Raw genomic sequence first — 13953 nt, 5'->3', positions numbered from 1 at the left:
GCAAATCTCAGGGCTTGTTCGAACTGGTGTTGACGCCCTTTTCGGTGTGCTCGCCGGCGTGCTTGTGCAGCTGGCCGGTGGGGTCCTGCAGCTGGATGACCTTGCCCTGCTGCCAGGCATCGGCGCCGGGGACGACGGCGGGGGTCGGCAGATCGGCGCGGGCGGCCTTGGTCTCGGTGGAGGAGACGCCCAGGCGGCGGTCACGCTCGGCGAGCAGCTTGGGATCGAGCTGGCCATCGGCGGTGAAGCCCATCATCAGCTGGGGCACGCCCAGTGGCAGCTGCAGGTCCTGATCGGTATGCCAGGTGTGCCAGGTCTTGCCGTAGGTATGCACCAGCTTGTCCATCAGCCGGTGCTCGGCCACCTGGGGCACGCCGGGCGCGACCAGCTGACCCGACTTCACCTCATGCACATGGCTGTGCCAGAGCGCCTTCTCCGCCTCGGGCAGGGTCTTGAACAGCCGCTCGCTGATGATGTACTCGACACCCATCAGCTTGGCATCGGCGACGTTGCCGTCGTAGATCACGCACTGGAACATCTCTTCGCCCAGGACGCTGCAATAGTGGTGAGCTTCCATCTGGCTATCGGGGTGGCCGTTGTAGAAATGGAAGCCGTCCAGATAGGTGTTGAGGGCGGCGATGGGCGGCTTGCGCTGCAGCACGTCGGCGCCGGCTTCGAGCACCCGGGTATCGGTCTGGGCGGGGGTACCCGGCACCGGTACCGGCGACTGAGTATCGTTGGCGGCCTGGGTCAGCGGGGCGCAGGCGAGCAGCAGCAGGGCAGGAAGTTGGCGGGCATTCATGGTGGATTCTCGACGGGAGCTTGCCGAGTTCGAAGGTCGGGCAGACGCCAAGGTTCCACCGCTGCGCTAGGCTCGTCATATGAATGTCATGCAACGGCCATAAATTCGTCATCGTCCGCGCCTGGCCTTTCGGTATAAGCGAAACGCCACAGCCACACCTTTGCACCTCTGGCCTCTTCTCTCTGTCGGGACGACTCAATGAACGCACACAGCTCTCCCTCTGGTCATGCCCTGCGCCGCGTGGTCTTCAACAAGAAGGGCGGTGTCGGCAAGTCCAGCATCGCCTGCAACCTGGCGGCCATCAGCGCCCACGAGGGCTATCGCACCCTGCTGGTGGACCTCGATCCCCAGGCCAATTCCAGCCAGTACCTCACCGGCCAGGTGGGCGACGACCTGCCCCACGGCATCGCCGATTTCTTCAAGCAGACCCTGAGTGGCGGCAAGAAGGCCCAGGCCAACATCCACGCCACCGCCTGGCCGAATCTGGACCTGATCGCCGCCTCGGGCGAGCTGAGCGAACTGCAGTTCAAGCTCGAAGCCAAGTACAAGATCCAGAAGCTCGCCAAGTACCTCGACAAGCTCGGCGAAGACTATGACCGCATCTACCTGGACACCCCGCCGGCCCTGAACTTCTACAGCATCTCGGCGCTGATCGCCGCCGACCGCTGCCTGATCCCCTTCGACTGCGACGTCTTCGCCCAGCAGGCGCTGTACGACCTGATCGAGGAGCTGGAGGAGATCCGCGAGGACTACAACGAAAAGCTTACCGTCGAGGGCATCGTCATCAACCAGTACCACGCCCAGGCCAGCACCCCGCGGCAGCTGATCGAGGAACTCCAGGCGCGTGACCTGCCGGTGCTGGCAGCGCCGCTGATGTCTTCGGTGAAGATGCGCGAATCCCACCAGCAGCATCGCCCGCTGATCCACCTGGATCCAGGCCACAAGCTGACCCGGCAGTACCTGGAGCTGTTCGCCCTGCTGGAAGGCTGAGGACGCAACAGCGCAAGAACGTTCAAGACGGCGACGATGGGGTGCGGCACCCTGGGTATCCCTGCCCTCCGGAGCCCTGCCGATGACCGCTTCCCGCCGCCGCGCCTTCCTGCAGGGCGCCTGGCAGATCATGCCGCTGTCGCTGGCCTGCGCGCCCTGGGGCATCCTGGTCGGCGCCCTGGCCATCGAGACCGGACTCAGCGTGCTGGAAGGCCAGGCCTTTTCCCTGCTGGTGTTCGCCGGGGCGGCGCAACTGGTGGCCCTGGGCATGCTCAAGGCCGGCGCGGGCCTCGCCGCCATCCTGCTGACCACCCTGCTGCTGACCTCCCAGCACCTGCTCTATGGCCTGCACATGAGACGCGTCCTGGCGCCCCAGCCGCTGCCCTGGCGGCTGGGCTTCGGCTTTCTGCTCACCGACGAATTCTTCGCCCTGAACCATGCCGAGCAACCGGCCGGCTTCGACCGCTGGCGCGCCCTGGGCATGGGCCTGAGTTTCTATCTGCTGTGGAATCTCTTCACCCTGGCCGGGCTGCTGCTGGGGCGGGTGCTGCCCAATCTGGGCGCCCTGGGTCTGGACTTCTCCATCGCCGCCACCTTCATCGCCCTGGTGGTGCCCCTGGTGCGCGACCTGGCCACCGTGGCCTGCGTGCTCACCGCGCTGCTGGTCTCGGTCTGGCTGCATCACCTGCAGTGGCAGGGCGCCCTGGTGCTGGGCGGCCTGGCGGGGATGAGCGTGGGCTTCGGGGTGCGCCGCCTGCGGGAGCGCCTGCCATGATCCTCGCCACCGTGCTCGGCATGGCCGCCCTGGTCTTCTGCAATCGCTATCTCTTTCTCGAACCGCGCCTGCCGCTGCGCCTGGGACGCAATCTGCGCACCTTCCTGGAATTCGCCGTGCCCGGAATGCTCACCGCCATCTGCGGCCCCATCCTGTTCTCTGGCGAGATGTCGCTGGCCGCGACCCTGGTCGATCCCTACCTGCTGGCGGCCCTGACCGCGGTGGGGCTGATGCTCTGGACGCGGCGGGTGCTGACCACGGTGATCCTCAGCATGGGCGTGTTCTACCTGCTACGCTGGCTCCTCTAGCGCGAAAGTGGAACCCGTCGGTGCCACGAGAGAGCCATGAACGGACAACAGGAAAACGCCCGCCTCTGGTCGGCCCGCGGGCTGGGCGGCGTCGAGCTGCTGCACGCCCGCTATCGCCGCCAGCGCTTCGCGCCCCATGTGCACGAAGGCTATGTGTTCACCGTGATCGAGCGCGGTGCCCAGCGCTTTAGCCACCGCGGCGCCGAGCACCTGGCGGCGGCCGGCAGCATGGTGCTGATCAACCCGGACGAGTTGCACACCGGCGCCACGGCAGTCGAGGAAGGCTGGCAGTACCGCGGCTTCTATCCGACGCTGGCGCAGCTGGCGCCGGTCTTCGCCGAGCTGGGACGCCCGCTGGGCGCTACCCCGGCCTTCGCCACCAGCGTGCTGCACGATCCCCAGGTGAGTGCAGCGTTCAGCCATCTGCATCGGTTGGCCGACCATGGCGCCGAGGCGCTGGAGCAGCAGACCGCCTGGCGCGAGGCGCTGCTCCTGCTGTTCGGACGCCATGCCCGGCTGGGCAGCCCGGCAGAACCGGGTCGCGAACCCCTGGCGGTGCAGCGCGCCCGCGAATTGCTCGGCCAGCGGTTGCAGCAACCGCCCAGCCTCGAAGAACTGGCCAAGGCGGTGGGGCTGTCGCCCTTTCATTTCCTGCGGGTGTTTCGCCGGGCGACGGGCCTGCCACCCCATGCCTGGCTCAAGCAGCAGCGCTTGACCCGCGCCCAGGGGCTGTTGCGCACCGGCTGGGCACCGCTGGAGGTAGCCCTGCAACTGGGCTTCGCCGACCAGAGCCATCTCACCCGCCAGTTCAAGCAGGCCTACGGGGTGGCACCGGGCGCCTATCGCCGCGCCTGGCAGGGCTAGCCGGGCACCGACGAACGGTCCTGGCGACGGAAGCGGCATGCCAGAGCCCGGCAAGCGGCACGCTGAACCGCGACGCTGGAGCGCTGGAGAAACTTTTCGCGGTCGTCCCGGGCCTAGTCAGGAAGAGCGCCGGACCCGCCGACCGCTCTCCACTGCCCCTTTTGGAGTTACCGGTATGACACTCGAAGAACGCATCCGCCAGCGCGCCTATGAAATCTGGGAACGCGAAGGTCGTCCCCATGGCCAGGATTTCGAGCACTGGTTTCAGGCCAACCGCGAACTGGAAGACCAGCCCGACGACAACCTGACCCAGGTCGGCGGCATCCAGAGCAGCGTCGCCCCACCGGCACCCAAGCCGCGCAGCCGGTCGCGCAAGAAGGCGACCGCCGGCGACGCCTGAGGCCAGGCGCGTTTATTTGCGGATCATGTCGGCCGCCCGCTGGGTGGCCTCCGAGGTGCGGGTGGCCAGCTTGCGCACCTCGTCCGCCACCACGGCGAAGCCGCGGCCCGCTTCACCGGCGCGGGCGGCCTCGATGGCCGCGTTGAGCGCCAGCAGGTTGGTCTGGGCGGCGATGCCCTGGATGGAGCCGACGATCTCGGTCACCTTCTGCAGGTTCTCTTCCACGGTGCGGTGCTGGTCTTCCTGGCTGCCGCGCAGGGATTCCTGCTCGTGCAGGGCGTGGACGTCGGCCAGCGCGCCCACCACCCGCAGCGGGGTGCCATCGGCGGTACGCCGGGTCTGGCCGCGGGCGCGGAACCAGCGCACCTCGTTGTTCTTCAGCACCAGCCGATAAGTGATGTCGAAGCCGGTGCGGCCGCTGCGATCATTGATGTGCGAACCGAAGGCTTCCAGGACCCGGTCGCGGTCCTCCGGGTAGAGGCGCGAGGCCCAGCTGTCCAGCACATCGGGGAATTCCTGGAGGGTCTCGTAGCCGAGCAGGCGACGGAATTGCGGCGACCACCAGAAGGGATTCTTGGGGTTGAGCGGATCGCCGGCGATCACCTCCATGTCCCAGAGGCCGTCGTTGAGCATCTCCCGCGCCAGTTCGAAACGGGTCAGGGTGACGTCCAGCTCCTGATCGCGCAGGCGCTGGTCATGGATGTCGCGCAGGGAGCCGGCCACCCGCAGCGGTACGCCGCGCTCGTCGCGCTGGGTCGCGCCGGTGGCGCGCATCCAGCGGTAATTCGCCGGATTTCAGGGCGATGCGGTACTGGACATCGAAGGGCGTCTGGCCAGTGCGATCCTTCATGTGGGCGGCAAAGGCGTCCAGCACCCAGGCGCTGTCCTCGGGATGCAGGCGCTTGGCCCAGCTGCCCAGCTGGCTGGGAAAATCGTTTTCGTCGCGGAAACCGAGCAGGGCGCGGAACTGATCCGACCACCAGAAGGCATTGCGCGGATTGACCGGATCGCCGGCCACCACCTCCATGTCCCAGAGGCCTTCGCTGGAGCCCTGGCTGACCATATCGAAGCGGGTTCCCAGGCGCCTGGCCAGCGCCTCGCTCTCGGCGACCCGGGCAGTCAGCGCGGCATTGTCCTGATTCAGGATCTGCACCTGCTGCTGCAGCTCATGCTGTTGCAGCAGCAGCGCCTGCAGTCCCTTGGCCAGTCGTGCCAGGGTGGGATTGCCCTGGAAGCCGCCACTCTCGGCCAGGGGCGTGGCGGTTTCGGTCGCCGCGGCCAGAACGTCCAGCGCGCGCATGATCGAGTAGTGCTTGAGCAAGGCCATGATCGAATCCTCAGAGGGAGCAGCCGCGGCAAGGGCTGCACGCGATCCGAGTCACTGTATCGGCCTTGCCGCTTCGCTCTTGAGTCCATTCCAGAGCCTTTTTTCCATTGCGGACGCCGCGTTGCCCGGCTAGCGCCAGTCGTCCAGCAGCCAGACCTCGGGATGATCGTAATGGGCTTCGCCGCGGTGCAGGGTGATGCCCAGGATCTCGCTGCGAAAGCCTTCCGCCAGCAGCCACCGGTAGGCACCCAGGCGGGCGGTATTGACGCCGGCCAGCAGTCGCTGCTGGCCGTGGTCCCGAGCCAGGCCGTCGCAGGCGGCGATCAGCCGGGCGAAGCGCGCCTCCGCCCCCGCCCCGGGCAGGACCGCCGCGCACTTCACATAGCAGACCCCGGTGCCCGCCTCGCTGTGAGACCCGAAATGGCAGACGGCGAAACCCTCCGCCCGACCCTGCGCGTCCTGCAGCAGCAGACTCTCACCGAGCCCCTGCGCGCGCACCGCGGCCATTTCGGCGGAGACATCCAGCCCCGGCGCATTGGCCCGGCCCAGTTCAGCGCAGGCCGCCAGCAGCCGGTCGGATTCGGCCGAGAGGGAAAAGCGCAGCGCCGGCGGCGCCGCCTGCGTTTGCAGCGGACGCGCCATTACCGCGGTCAGGGTACGCGGCCAGAAGCCGAAGCCCTGGTAGAGCCCCAGGTGACGCGGACTGTCGGGAAAGGTGAAGAGTCCGGCATGCACCAGCTGCCAGGCATCGAGCTGCTCGACCGCGGCGCCCATCAGCGCCTTGGCCACCTTGGCGTCCCAGTAGTCCGGATGCACCGCCAGCGGGCCGAGGATGCCGTGGCGCCCCCAGCGGGTGACGCAGACGGCGCCGACCAGCCGCTCGCCGTCGAGGGCCTTGAACCAGGCGGTGTGGGGCGCGGCGAAGCGGCTGCGCACATAGTCGCGATCGTTCCAGAATTCGCCCGGTTCGGCGGCGCCCATCCAGGTGGCGAACGCCAGGCGCACCACCTCGGTAGTGGCCGGCAGGTCGGCGGCGATGAGGGGTTCGACACGGAGGTTGGGGCTGGACATGGGGCGGCTCCTTGGCTGTAGGCCTTGGACCCGCCCGGCCGGGGCTTTGCGCCCGGGCGGCAATCGCCGGTTACAGCAGCAGCACCGCGGCCCAGCCGAACAGCAGCATCGGCAGGCTGAAGTGCAGGAAGGACGGCACCACGGTGTCCCAGATATGGCTGTGCTGGCCGTCCACGTTGAGGCCCGAGGTGGGGCCCAGGGTGGAATCCGAGGCTGGCGAACCCGAGTCGCCCAGCGCCCCGGCGGTGCCGATCAGGCAGACGATGGCCAGCGGCGAAAAGCCCAGGTGCAGGCACAGCGGCCCCAGGATGGCGGCGAGGATGGGCACGCTGGAAAAGGACGAGCCGATGCCCAGGGTCACCAGCATGCCCAGCAACAGGAGCAGCAGCGCGCCCAGGGCGCGGTTGTCACCGATCAGGCCGGCGGCGGTGGCGGCCAGGTCCTTGATCTGGCCGGTGGCGGTCAGCACCTCGGCGAAGCCGCCGGCGGTGAGCATGATGAAGCCGATCACCGCCATCATCTTCGCGCCCTCGCTGAACAGGTCGTCCGCCTCGCGCCAGCGCACCACGCCGGTGGCGGTAAAGACCACGAAGCCGACCAGGGCACCGAGGATCATGGAGTCCAGCCAGAGCTGCACGCCAAAGGCGGCGATCACGGCGACCAGCGCCACCAGCAGGGTGCGGCCGTTGTAGGGGCGGTCGGCCCGCTCGGTGCGCGCCACCAGACTCAGGTCGTACCGCCGCGGCCGGCGATAGCTGACGAAAACCGCCAGCAGCAGGCCGACCACCATGCCCAGGGCCGGCAGCAGCATGGCGCGACTCGGGTCCACGCCGCTGACGTCAACGCCGGCGCGGGCCACGCTGGCCAGGAGGATGTCGTGCAGATAGAGACTGCCGAAGCCCACCGGCAGGAACATGTAGGGGGCGATCAGGCCGAAGGTCATGACGCAGGACAGCCGCCGGCGATCCAGCTCCAGGCGCGTCAGCACATAGAGCAGCGGTGGCACCAGCAGCGGGATGAAGGCGATGTGGATGGGCAGGATGTTCTGCGAGGCGATGGACACCGCCAGCAGCAGACCGAGCAGCGCCCAGCGCAGCGAGCGTCCGCCCTGGCTGGCCTGCCGCTCCATCAGCCCCAGGGCCCGATCGGCCAGCATGTGCGCCAGACCCGACTGGCTGATGGCCACGGCGAAGGCGCCCAGCAGCGCATAGGAGAGCGCCACCTTGGCGCCATTGCCCAGGCCGGCATTGAAGGCCAGCAGGGTGCCTTCCAGGCCGAGGCCGCCGACCAGGCCACCGGCCACCGCCCCGGCGATCATCGCCACCACCACATGCACCCGGGCCAGACTCAACATCAGCATGAGTCCTACCGCCACCACCACCGCATTCATCGCCGACTCCGCACCACCAAAAGGGCGCGCACTCTGCCGCAGCCCGGCGTGGGCGTCAAAGGCCGGGGATGGATGGTGTGGCGTCCCGCTTATCCCCAGCGGCCGGGTCGGGCCGCGCGTGGAACCCGCCCGGTGGGCGCTGCCGGTCGCGGTCGAGGGACAGCCGCCAGTCGTTCCGCAGCCGAGCGTCCCGGCGCGCAGGAACGGCTCACACCCGCGCCAGCGCTCTGGAATGAACCTTTCAGCGCCCGGGAGCGTCTGACGCGGACGCTTTCACGGTCATGCCAAGGATGAAAGGCCCATGCAAGACGCCATCGACATGTTGATTACCGCCTTCAGTACACACTCCTGCCTGGCGGTCCCGCGGCGCGCCGATCGCACCCTGCTGTTCACCGTCACCGACACGGCCCGCGCGGTCACGGTCACCAAGGCCATTCCGCTGTGCAGCCTGGAATGCACGGCCACCCTGGCCACCGTGATCAAGGACCTGCAGCGCGACCTCGACCGGGCGCTCGGCAGCCTGAGTCCGGCAAGCCTCGCCGACCTGCGCCAGCGTGGTCCGCGGGTGCAGCGGTTCGAGAGTTGAGGGGAGCTTGCCGGAAGGAGTGAGCGTTGGCTGCGCCCTCACCCCAGTCCTCTCCCAGGGGGAGAGGGAACGATACGGAATGAGGTGGGCCTTGTCGCAGGGTGGATGACGGCTTTGCCTCACCCACCCCTGGTCGTGCCGCTCAGCGCCGGCTGGTGCGGGTGCTGACGTCGACCCAGACCGCCAGGACCAGGATGCTGCCCTTGACGATCATCTGCCAGTAGCTGTCCACATCGAGCATGGACATGCCGTTGTCCAGGCTGGCGATCACCAGGGCGCCGAGCAGCGCGCCGTAGACGGTGCCCGAGCCGCCGCGCATCGAGGTGCCGCCGATGAAGCAGGCGGCGATGGCGTCCAGTTCGCCCATGGTGCCGGCCGACGGCGAGCCGGCGGCCAGGCGGGCGGTGTTGACCAGACCGGCCAGGGCGCACATCACGCCCATCAGGCCGAAGATGCCGAGCTTGATCGCCTGGACATTGATGCCCGATAGCCGCGTGGCTTCCAGGTTGCTGCCCACCGCATAGATGCGCCGGCCGAATACCGTCTGGCTGGTGATGTAGCTGAACACCCCGAGCAGCACCAGCAGGATCAGCACCGGCACCGGGATGCCGTCGTAGCGGTTGAGGGTCTGGATGAAGGCCGCCAGCACCACGCCGATCACCGCCACCCGCAGCACGTCGCGCCACAGCGGCGCCAGGGCGAGGCCGAGGGTCTTGCGCTTGCTGCGCTGGCGCCAGGTGAGCACCACGGCCACGGCGAACAGCAGCACGCCCAGGGCGCTGCCCACCACCGGCGGCAGGTAGCCCTGACCGAGGTAGACCAGTTCCGGCGACACCGGGGCGACGGTGACGCCGCCGGTGAGACCGAGCAGCACACCGCGAAAGGCCAGCATGCCGCCGAGGCCGACGATAAAGGACGGTATTCCCCGATAGGCACTGAGGTAGCCGTTGATCAGGCCGATCAGCAGACCGCCGGCGGCCACCGCCAGCAGGGTGATCGGCAGGGGCACGTGGTAGGTGACGTCGAGTATCGCCGCCACCCCGCCGAGCAGGCCGAGTTGCGAGCCCACCGAGAGGTCGATCTCGCCGGCGATGATCACCAGCACCATGCCGCAGGCGAGGATGCCGGTGATGGACATCTGCCGCAGCAGGTTGGAGAGGTTGCGCGGGGTAACGAAGCCGCCTTCGGTCTGCCAGCTGAAGAACAGCCAGATCAGGGCCACGGCGATCAGCAGGGCGAGCATCTTGTAACGGGTGAACAGCTGTTTCACGGCGTGCATCAGAAGTGCTCCCGGGCTTGGGCGACCGCCCGTTCGGTGGTGCCCAGGGCCGCGGCCAGTACCCGCTCCTGGGTCAGATTCTCATTGGGGAAATCGCCGCGCAGCCGGCCTTCGCCGAGCACCAGCACCCGGTCGGAGACGCCGAGCACCTCGGCCAGCTCCGAGGAGACCATGACGATGGCCACGCCCTCCGCCGCGAGCAGGCCGATCAGCCGATAAATCTCGAACTTGGCGCCGACGTCGACGCCACGGGTGGGCTCGTCGAGGATCAGCACCTTGGGCCGCGCCAGCAACATCTTGGCGAGCACCGCCTTCTGCTGGTTGCCGCCGGAGAGGCCGGTAATGGGCAGGAAGGGGCTGCTGGTCTTGAGTTGCAGCCGGGCGATCTCGGTGTCGATGCAGGACAGTTCCGCCTCGCTGTCGATGCGACTCAGGTGGGCGAATCTGTCCAGTACCGTGAGGGTAATGTTCGAGCCCACGCCCAGGTCGGGAATGATGCCCTGGCGCTTGCGATCCTCCGGTACCAGGCAGAGGCCGGCGCGGATGGATTTCAGTGGGGTGCGGGTGTCGATGCGCTGGCCATTGAGCCAGACCTCGCCCTCGTAGCGGCCGTCGTAGGCACCGAAGATGGCCGAGACCAGCTCTGTGCGCCCGGCACCCACCAGCCCGGCGATGCCGAGGATCTCGCCGGCGCGCACGGCGAAGGAGACGTCGTCGACGCGCTTGCGCTGGGGATTGTCGACGTCCAGGCAGGTGAAGTGACGCGCCTCGAAGATCACCTCACCGATCTGGTGGGGGATCTGTGGATAGAGGTTGGTCATGGCGCGGCCGACCATCTGGGTGATGATGCGGTCGATGTCCATCTCGGCCATGGGCGTGGTGGCGATGTGCTTGCCGTCGCGGATCACCGTGATGGTGTCGCAGATGGCCGCCACCTCGTCGAGCTTGTGCGAGATGTAGACGCAGGCCACGCCCTGGGCCTTGAGGTCGCGGATGATGTCCAGCAGCACGGCGATCTCGGAGGTGGTGAGCGCCGAGGTCGGTTCGTCGAGGATCAGCAGCCGGGCGTTCTTGTTCAGCGCCTTGGCGATCTCCACCAGTTGCTGCAGGCCGCCACCGTACTGGGACACCGGCAGGGCCACGTTCATGTCCGGCACCTTGAGCCGGCGCATCAGCTCGGCCGAGCGCTGCAGCATGGTGGGATAGTCCAGCCGCCCGCCGAAGCGGCGCGGTTCGTGGCCCATGAAGATGTTCTCGGCCACGGACAGATCGGGCACCAGGGTCAGTTCCTGGTGGATGATGACGATGCCGGCCGCCTCGGACTCGGCGATGGACTGGGCCTCCAGGGGCCGCCCGTCCCAGCGGATCTCGCCTTCCCAGGTGCCGTGGGGATAGACCGCCGAGAGGACCTTCATCAGGGTGGACTTGCCGGCGCCGTTCTCGCCGCACAGCCCTACGCATTCGCCCGGACGCACCTTGAGATCGATGCCGTCCAGCGCCCGCACCCCGCCAAAGCTCTTGGCGATGCCGTGCATTTCCAGCAGATAGTCGGCCATGGCCGCTCCTTGCCCAGGGGCCGCCGGACGCCAGGCGTCAGACGGCCAGCCGGTGGCCAGTGGTTATTTGCCGTCGATCTGGGCCTGGGTGTAGAAGCCGTCCTTGACCAGCAGGTCGACGTTGGCCTTGGTCAGCTCGGTGGGGGTGAGCAGCAGGGTGTCGACCTTCTTGGTGCCGTTGTCGTAGCTGGAGTTGAAGGCCGGCTTCTCGTTGCGCACCAGTTGCACCGACAGCTTGGCCGCCTCGGAGGCGATCAGCTTGAGCGGCTTGTAGACGGTCATGGTCTGGGTCCCGGCGATCACCCGCTTGATGGCGGCGAGGTCGGCGTCCTGACCGGACACGGCGACCTTGCCGGCCAGCTTCTGCGCGGCCAGGGCCTGGATGGCGCCGCCGGCGGTGGCGTCGTTGGAGGCGACGATGCCGTCGATCTTGTTGTCGTTGGCAGTCAGGGCGTTCTCGACGATGGCCAGGGCCTCGGTCGGGTTCCATTCCTTGACCCACTGCTGGCCGACGACCTTGACGTCGCCCTTGTCGATGGCCGGCTGCAGGACCTTCATCTGGCCCTGGCGGAGGATCTTGGCGTTGTTGTCGGTGGGCGCGCCGCCGAGCAGGAAGAAGTTGCCCTTGGGCTGGGCCTTGAGCACGCCACCGGCCTGCATCTCGCCGACCTTCTCGTTATCGAAGGAGATGTAGGCGTCGATGTCGGCGTTGAGGATCAGGCGGTCATAGGAGATCACCTTGACCCCGGCCTTCTTGGCCTCGGCCACCACGTTGTTCAGCACCGTGGCGTTGAAGGGCACGATGACGATGGCGTCCACGCCGCGGGAGATCAGGTTCTCGATCTGCGACAGCTGGCGCTGCTCGTTGGCGTCGGCGGATTGCACATAGACCTTGGCGCCGAGTTGCTCGGCGGCGGCGACGAAGTAGTCGCGGTCACGGGCCCAGCGCTCCAGGCGCAGGTCGTCGATGGAGAAACCGATCTTGGGATGCTGGGCGTCGGCCTGGGCGAAACCGGTGGTGCACAGGGCGAGCAGACCGGCGAGCAGGGTCGTCTTGAAATTCATGGTGGCGTCCTTGGTTATTGTTGTTGTGGAGCGAGAGAACGGATTTGAGTGTAACGATTCAGCGCGCTTGCACAAGCGGGTCAGGCAGGCTTTTCTGCCGACCCGCTCGCGATCGCTAGCGGTACAGGTAACGGTTGACCACGCCTTCGAGCAGCTCCTGGCGACCGCTCACCGGCTGGGGCGCCAGACCCTGGCTGAAGGTGTGCTCGGCCAGTTGTTCCAGGCTCAGCTGGCCACCGAGGATGCGCTGACCGAGGGTCTGGTCCCAGCCGGCATAGCGCTCGGCCTTGAACTTGCCCAGGGGGTCGTCCTGCAGGAGCGCCGCGGCGCGTTCCAGCGACAGCGCCAGGGTGTCCATGGCCGCCACGTGGCCGTGGAACAGGTCGACGTCGTCCAGGCTCTGGCGCCGCACCTTGGCGTCGAAGTTGAAGCCGCCGCGGGTGAAGCCGCCGCCCTTGAGGATCTCGTAGATCGCCAGGGTCATTTCCTCGACGCTGTTGGGGAACTGGTCGGTGTCCCAGCCGTTCTGCGGATCGCCGCGGTTGGCGTCGATGCTGCCGAACACGCCGAGGGCCACGGCGCTGGCGATCTCGTGCTGGAAGCTGTGCCCGGCGAGGGTCGCGTGGTTGGCCTCGATGTTGACCTTGATCTCCTTTTCCAGCCCGAACTGCTGCAGGAAGCCGAAGACGGTGGCCACGTCATAGTCGTACTGGTGCTTGGTGGGCTCCTGGGGCTTGGGCTCGATCAGCAGATCGCCCTGGAAGCCGATGCGGTGCTTGTGCTCCACCACCATCCGCATGAAGCGGCCGAGTTGCTCGCGCTCGCGCGCAAGGTCGGTGTTGAGCAGGGTCTCGTAGCCTTCGCGGCCGCCCCACAGCACATAGTTCTCGCCGCCCAGGCGGTGGGTGGCGTTCATCGCCGTGCAGACCTGGGTGGCGGCGCAGGCGAAGACTTCCGGATCGGGATTGCTGGCGGCGCCGGCGGCATACCGCGGGTGGCTGAAGCAGTTGGCGGTACCCCACAGGAGCTTGAGGCCGGACTCGCTCTGGTGGCGTTCCAGATCGTCCACCAGGCGCGCGAAGTTCTCGCGGTACTCGGCGAAACTGGCGCCTTCGGGGGCGACGTCGGTGTCGTGGAAGCAATAATAGTCCACGCCCAGCTTGCTGAAGAATTCGAAGGCGGCGGCCGCCTTGGCGCGGGCCTGCTCCAGGGGCGAACCCGCCGCCTGCCAGGGCCGCTGGAAGGTACCCTGGCCGAAGACATCGCTACCCGGCCAGACGAAGGTGTGCCAGTAGCAGACCGCCATGCGCAGGTGCTCGCGCATGGGCTTGCCCATGACCAGGCGGTCGGCTTCATAGTGGCGGAAGGCAAGCGGGGACGTGCTGTCGGGGCCGGCATAGCGGACCTTCTCGACATTGGGGAAATAAGCCATGGCGTTGTCCTTGTTCTTATCTGTCGCACCCGATACGGCGTACCGGTTTGCGTCGATGGTAGCGCCGCCACCCGGACTGCCTATTGTGAAAATCACCAGAGGCGGGTG

General features: G+C 67.6%; 13 protein-coding genes and 1 pseudogene. 6 read left to right on the top strand and 8 right to left on the bottom strand.

Features of this window, described 5'->3' with window-relative positions; translation table 11 throughout:
* Positions 1-7: 7 nt before the first annotated feature.
* Positions 8-802, bottom strand: a complete 795-nt coding sequence (locus tag QE393_RS21430; RefSeq protein ID WP_310045520.1) for an OBAP family protein — start codon at positions 800-802, stop codon at positions 8-10.
* A gap of 231 nt (positions 803-1033) precedes the next feature.
* Here QE393_RS21430 and QE393_RS21425 point away from each other — a divergent pair, with 231 nt between their 5' ends.
* The 5 genes from QE393_RS21425 (at position 1034) to QE393_RS21405 (ending at position 4139) form a co-directional block, all read left to right on the top strand.
* Positions 1034-1792 (top strand): ParA family protein, encoded by a 759-nt coding sequence (locus QE393_RS21425; RefSeq protein ID WP_273805821.1) that lies wholly within the window; start codon positions 1034-1036, stop codon positions 1790-1792.
* A gap of 82 nt (positions 1793-1874) precedes the next feature.
* Positions 1875-2567, top strand: coding sequence for an AzlC family ABC transporter permease (locus tag QE393_RS21420; protein ID WP_273805703.1), 693 nt, complete (start codon positions 1875-1877; stop codon positions 2565-2567).
* Positions 2564-2875, top strand: a complete 312-nt coding sequence (locus tag QE393_RS21415; protein WP_273805702.1) for an AzlD domain-containing protein — start codon at positions 2564-2566, stop codon at positions 2873-2875. Before QE393_RS21420 ends, QE393_RS21415 begins: the two co-directional genes overlap by 4 nt.
* Positions 2876-2911: 36 nt before the next feature.
* Entirely contained in the window at positions 2912-3739 is an 828-nt protein-coding gene (locus tag QE393_RS21410; RefSeq protein ID WP_273805701.1) for an AraC family transcriptional regulator, read from the top strand.
* A gap of 175 nt (positions 3740-3914) precedes the next feature.
* Positions 3915-4139 (top strand): DUF2934 domain-containing protein, encoded by a 225-nt coding sequence (locus QE393_RS21405; protein ID WP_007159825.1) that lies wholly within the window; start codon positions 3915-3917, stop codon positions 4137-4139.
* A gap of 12 nt (positions 4140-4151) precedes the next feature.
* Here QE393_RS21405 and QE393_RS21400 read toward each other — a convergent pair.
* From QE393_RS21400 to QE393_RS21390, 3 genes and pseudogenes are all read right to left on the bottom strand, one after another.
* Positions 4152-5466: pseudogene (locus tag QE393_RS21400) on the bottom strand (PAS domain-containing protein).
* Between the two features lie 129 nt (positions 5467-5595).
* Entirely contained in the window at positions 5596-6537 is a 942-nt protein-coding gene (locus QE393_RS21395) for a GNAT family N-acetyltransferase (RefSeq protein ID WP_310045517.1), read from the bottom strand.
* Positions 6538-6607: 70 nt separating this feature from the next.
* A complete protein-coding gene (locus QE393_RS21390) occupies positions 6608-7927 on the bottom strand; it encodes a Na+/H+ antiporter family protein (RefSeq protein ID WP_273805698.1) in 1320 nt (439 codons plus the stop codon).
* 301 nt (positions 7928-8228) lie between these two features.
* Between QE393_RS21390 and QE393_RS21385 the strand changes: the two genes are divergently transcribed.
* Positions 8229-8513: a hypothetical protein gene (locus QE393_RS21385; RefSeq protein WP_310045513.1), complete on the top strand. Its 285-nt coding sequence runs from the start codon at positions 8229-8231 to the stop codon at positions 8511-8513.
* A gap of 142 nt (positions 8514-8655) precedes the next feature.
* Here QE393_RS21385 and QE393_RS21380 read toward each other — a convergent pair whose 3' ends face one another.
* The 4 genes from QE393_RS21380 to xylA form a co-directional block, all read right to left on the bottom strand.
* Entirely contained in the window at positions 8656-9792 is a 1137-nt protein-coding gene (locus tag QE393_RS21380; protein WP_273805696.1) for a sugar ABC transporter permease, read from the bottom strand.
* Entirely contained in the window at positions 9792-11348 is a 1557-nt protein-coding gene (xylG, locus tag QE393_RS21375) for a D-xylose ABC transporter ATP-binding protein (RefSeq protein ID WP_133862014.1), read from the bottom strand. Before xylG ends, QE393_RS21380 begins: the two co-directional genes overlap by 1 nt.
* 63 nt (positions 11349-11411) lie before the next feature.
* Positions 11412-12413 carry a D-xylose ABC transporter substrate-binding protein gene (xylF, locus tag QE393_RS21370; protein ID WP_064306857.1) on the bottom strand — a complete coding sequence of 334 codons (1002 nt, stop codon included), beginning with the start codon at positions 12411-12413 and terminating at the stop codon, positions 11412-11414.
* Between the two features lie 115 nt (positions 12414-12528).
* The gene (gene xylA, locus QE393_RS21365) at positions 12529-13845 is read right to left on the bottom strand and encodes a xylose isomerase (protein WP_273805694.1); all 1317 of its coding nucleotides are present in this window, start codon (positions 13843-13845) and stop codon (positions 12529-12531) included.
* Between the last annotated feature and the right edge of the window lie 108 nt (positions 13846-13953).

Origin of the sequence: Pseudomonas sp. SORGH_AS_0211 (assembly GCF_031453455.1) — a bacterium.
GTDB lineage: Bacteria > Pseudomonadota > Gammaproteobacteria > Pseudomonadales > Pseudomonadaceae > Chryseomonas > Chryseomonas aestiva.
Note: the sequence above shows the minus strand (reverse complement) of the source record. Positions and strands in the feature narration are given on the sequence as shown.

What these genes read in the sequence shown, in the direction of transcription:
- QE393_RS21430 (WP_310045520.1), bottom strand. Translation starts at nt 802, where the DNA reads ATGAATGCCCGCCAACTTCCTGCCCTGCTGCTGCTCGCCTGCGCCCCG.
- QE393_RS21420 (WP_273805703.1), top strand. Translation starts at nt 1,875, where the DNA reads ATGACCGCTTCCCGCCGCCGCGCCTTCCTGCAGGGCGCCTGGCAGATC.
- QE393_RS21415 (WP_273805702.1), top strand. Translation starts at nt 2,564, where the DNA reads ATGATCCTCGCCACCGTGCTCGGCATGGCCGCCCTGGTCTTCTGCAAT.
- QE393_RS21410 (WP_273805701.1), top strand. Translation starts at nt 2,912, where the DNA reads ATGAACGGACAACAGGAAAACGCCCGCCTCTGGTCGGCCCGCGGGCTG.
- QE393_RS21405 (WP_007159825.1), top strand. Translation starts at nt 3,915, where the DNA reads ATGACACTCGAAGAACGCATCCGCCAGCGCGCCTATGAAATCTGGGAA.
- QE393_RS21395 (WP_310045517.1), bottom strand. Translation starts at nt 6,537, where the DNA reads ATGTCCAGCCCCAACCTCCGTGTCGAACCCCTCATCGCCGCCGACCTG.
- QE393_RS21390 (WP_273805698.1), bottom strand. Translation starts at nt 7,927, where the DNA reads ATGAATGCGGTGGTGGTGGCGGTAGGACTCATGCTGATGTTGAGTCTG.
- QE393_RS21385 (WP_310045513.1), top strand. Translation starts at nt 8,229, where the DNA reads ATGCAAGACGCCATCGACATGTTGATTACCGCCTTCAGTACACACTCC.
- QE393_RS21380 (WP_273805696.1), bottom strand. Translation starts at nt 9,792, where the DNA reads ATGCACGCCGTGAAACAGCTGTTCACCCGTTACAAGATGCTCGCCCTG.
- xylG (WP_133862014.1), bottom strand. Translation starts at nt 11,348, where the DNA reads ATGGCCGACTATCTGCTGGAAATGCACGGCATCGCCAAGAGCTTTGGC.
- xylF (WP_064306857.1), bottom strand. Translation starts at nt 12,413, where the DNA reads ATGAATTTCAAGACGACCCTGCTCGCCGGTCTGCTCGCCCTGTGCACC.
- xylA (WP_273805694.1), bottom strand. Translation starts at nt 13,845, where the DNA reads ATGGCTTATTTCCCCAATGTCGAGAAGGTCCGCTATGCCGGCCCCGAC.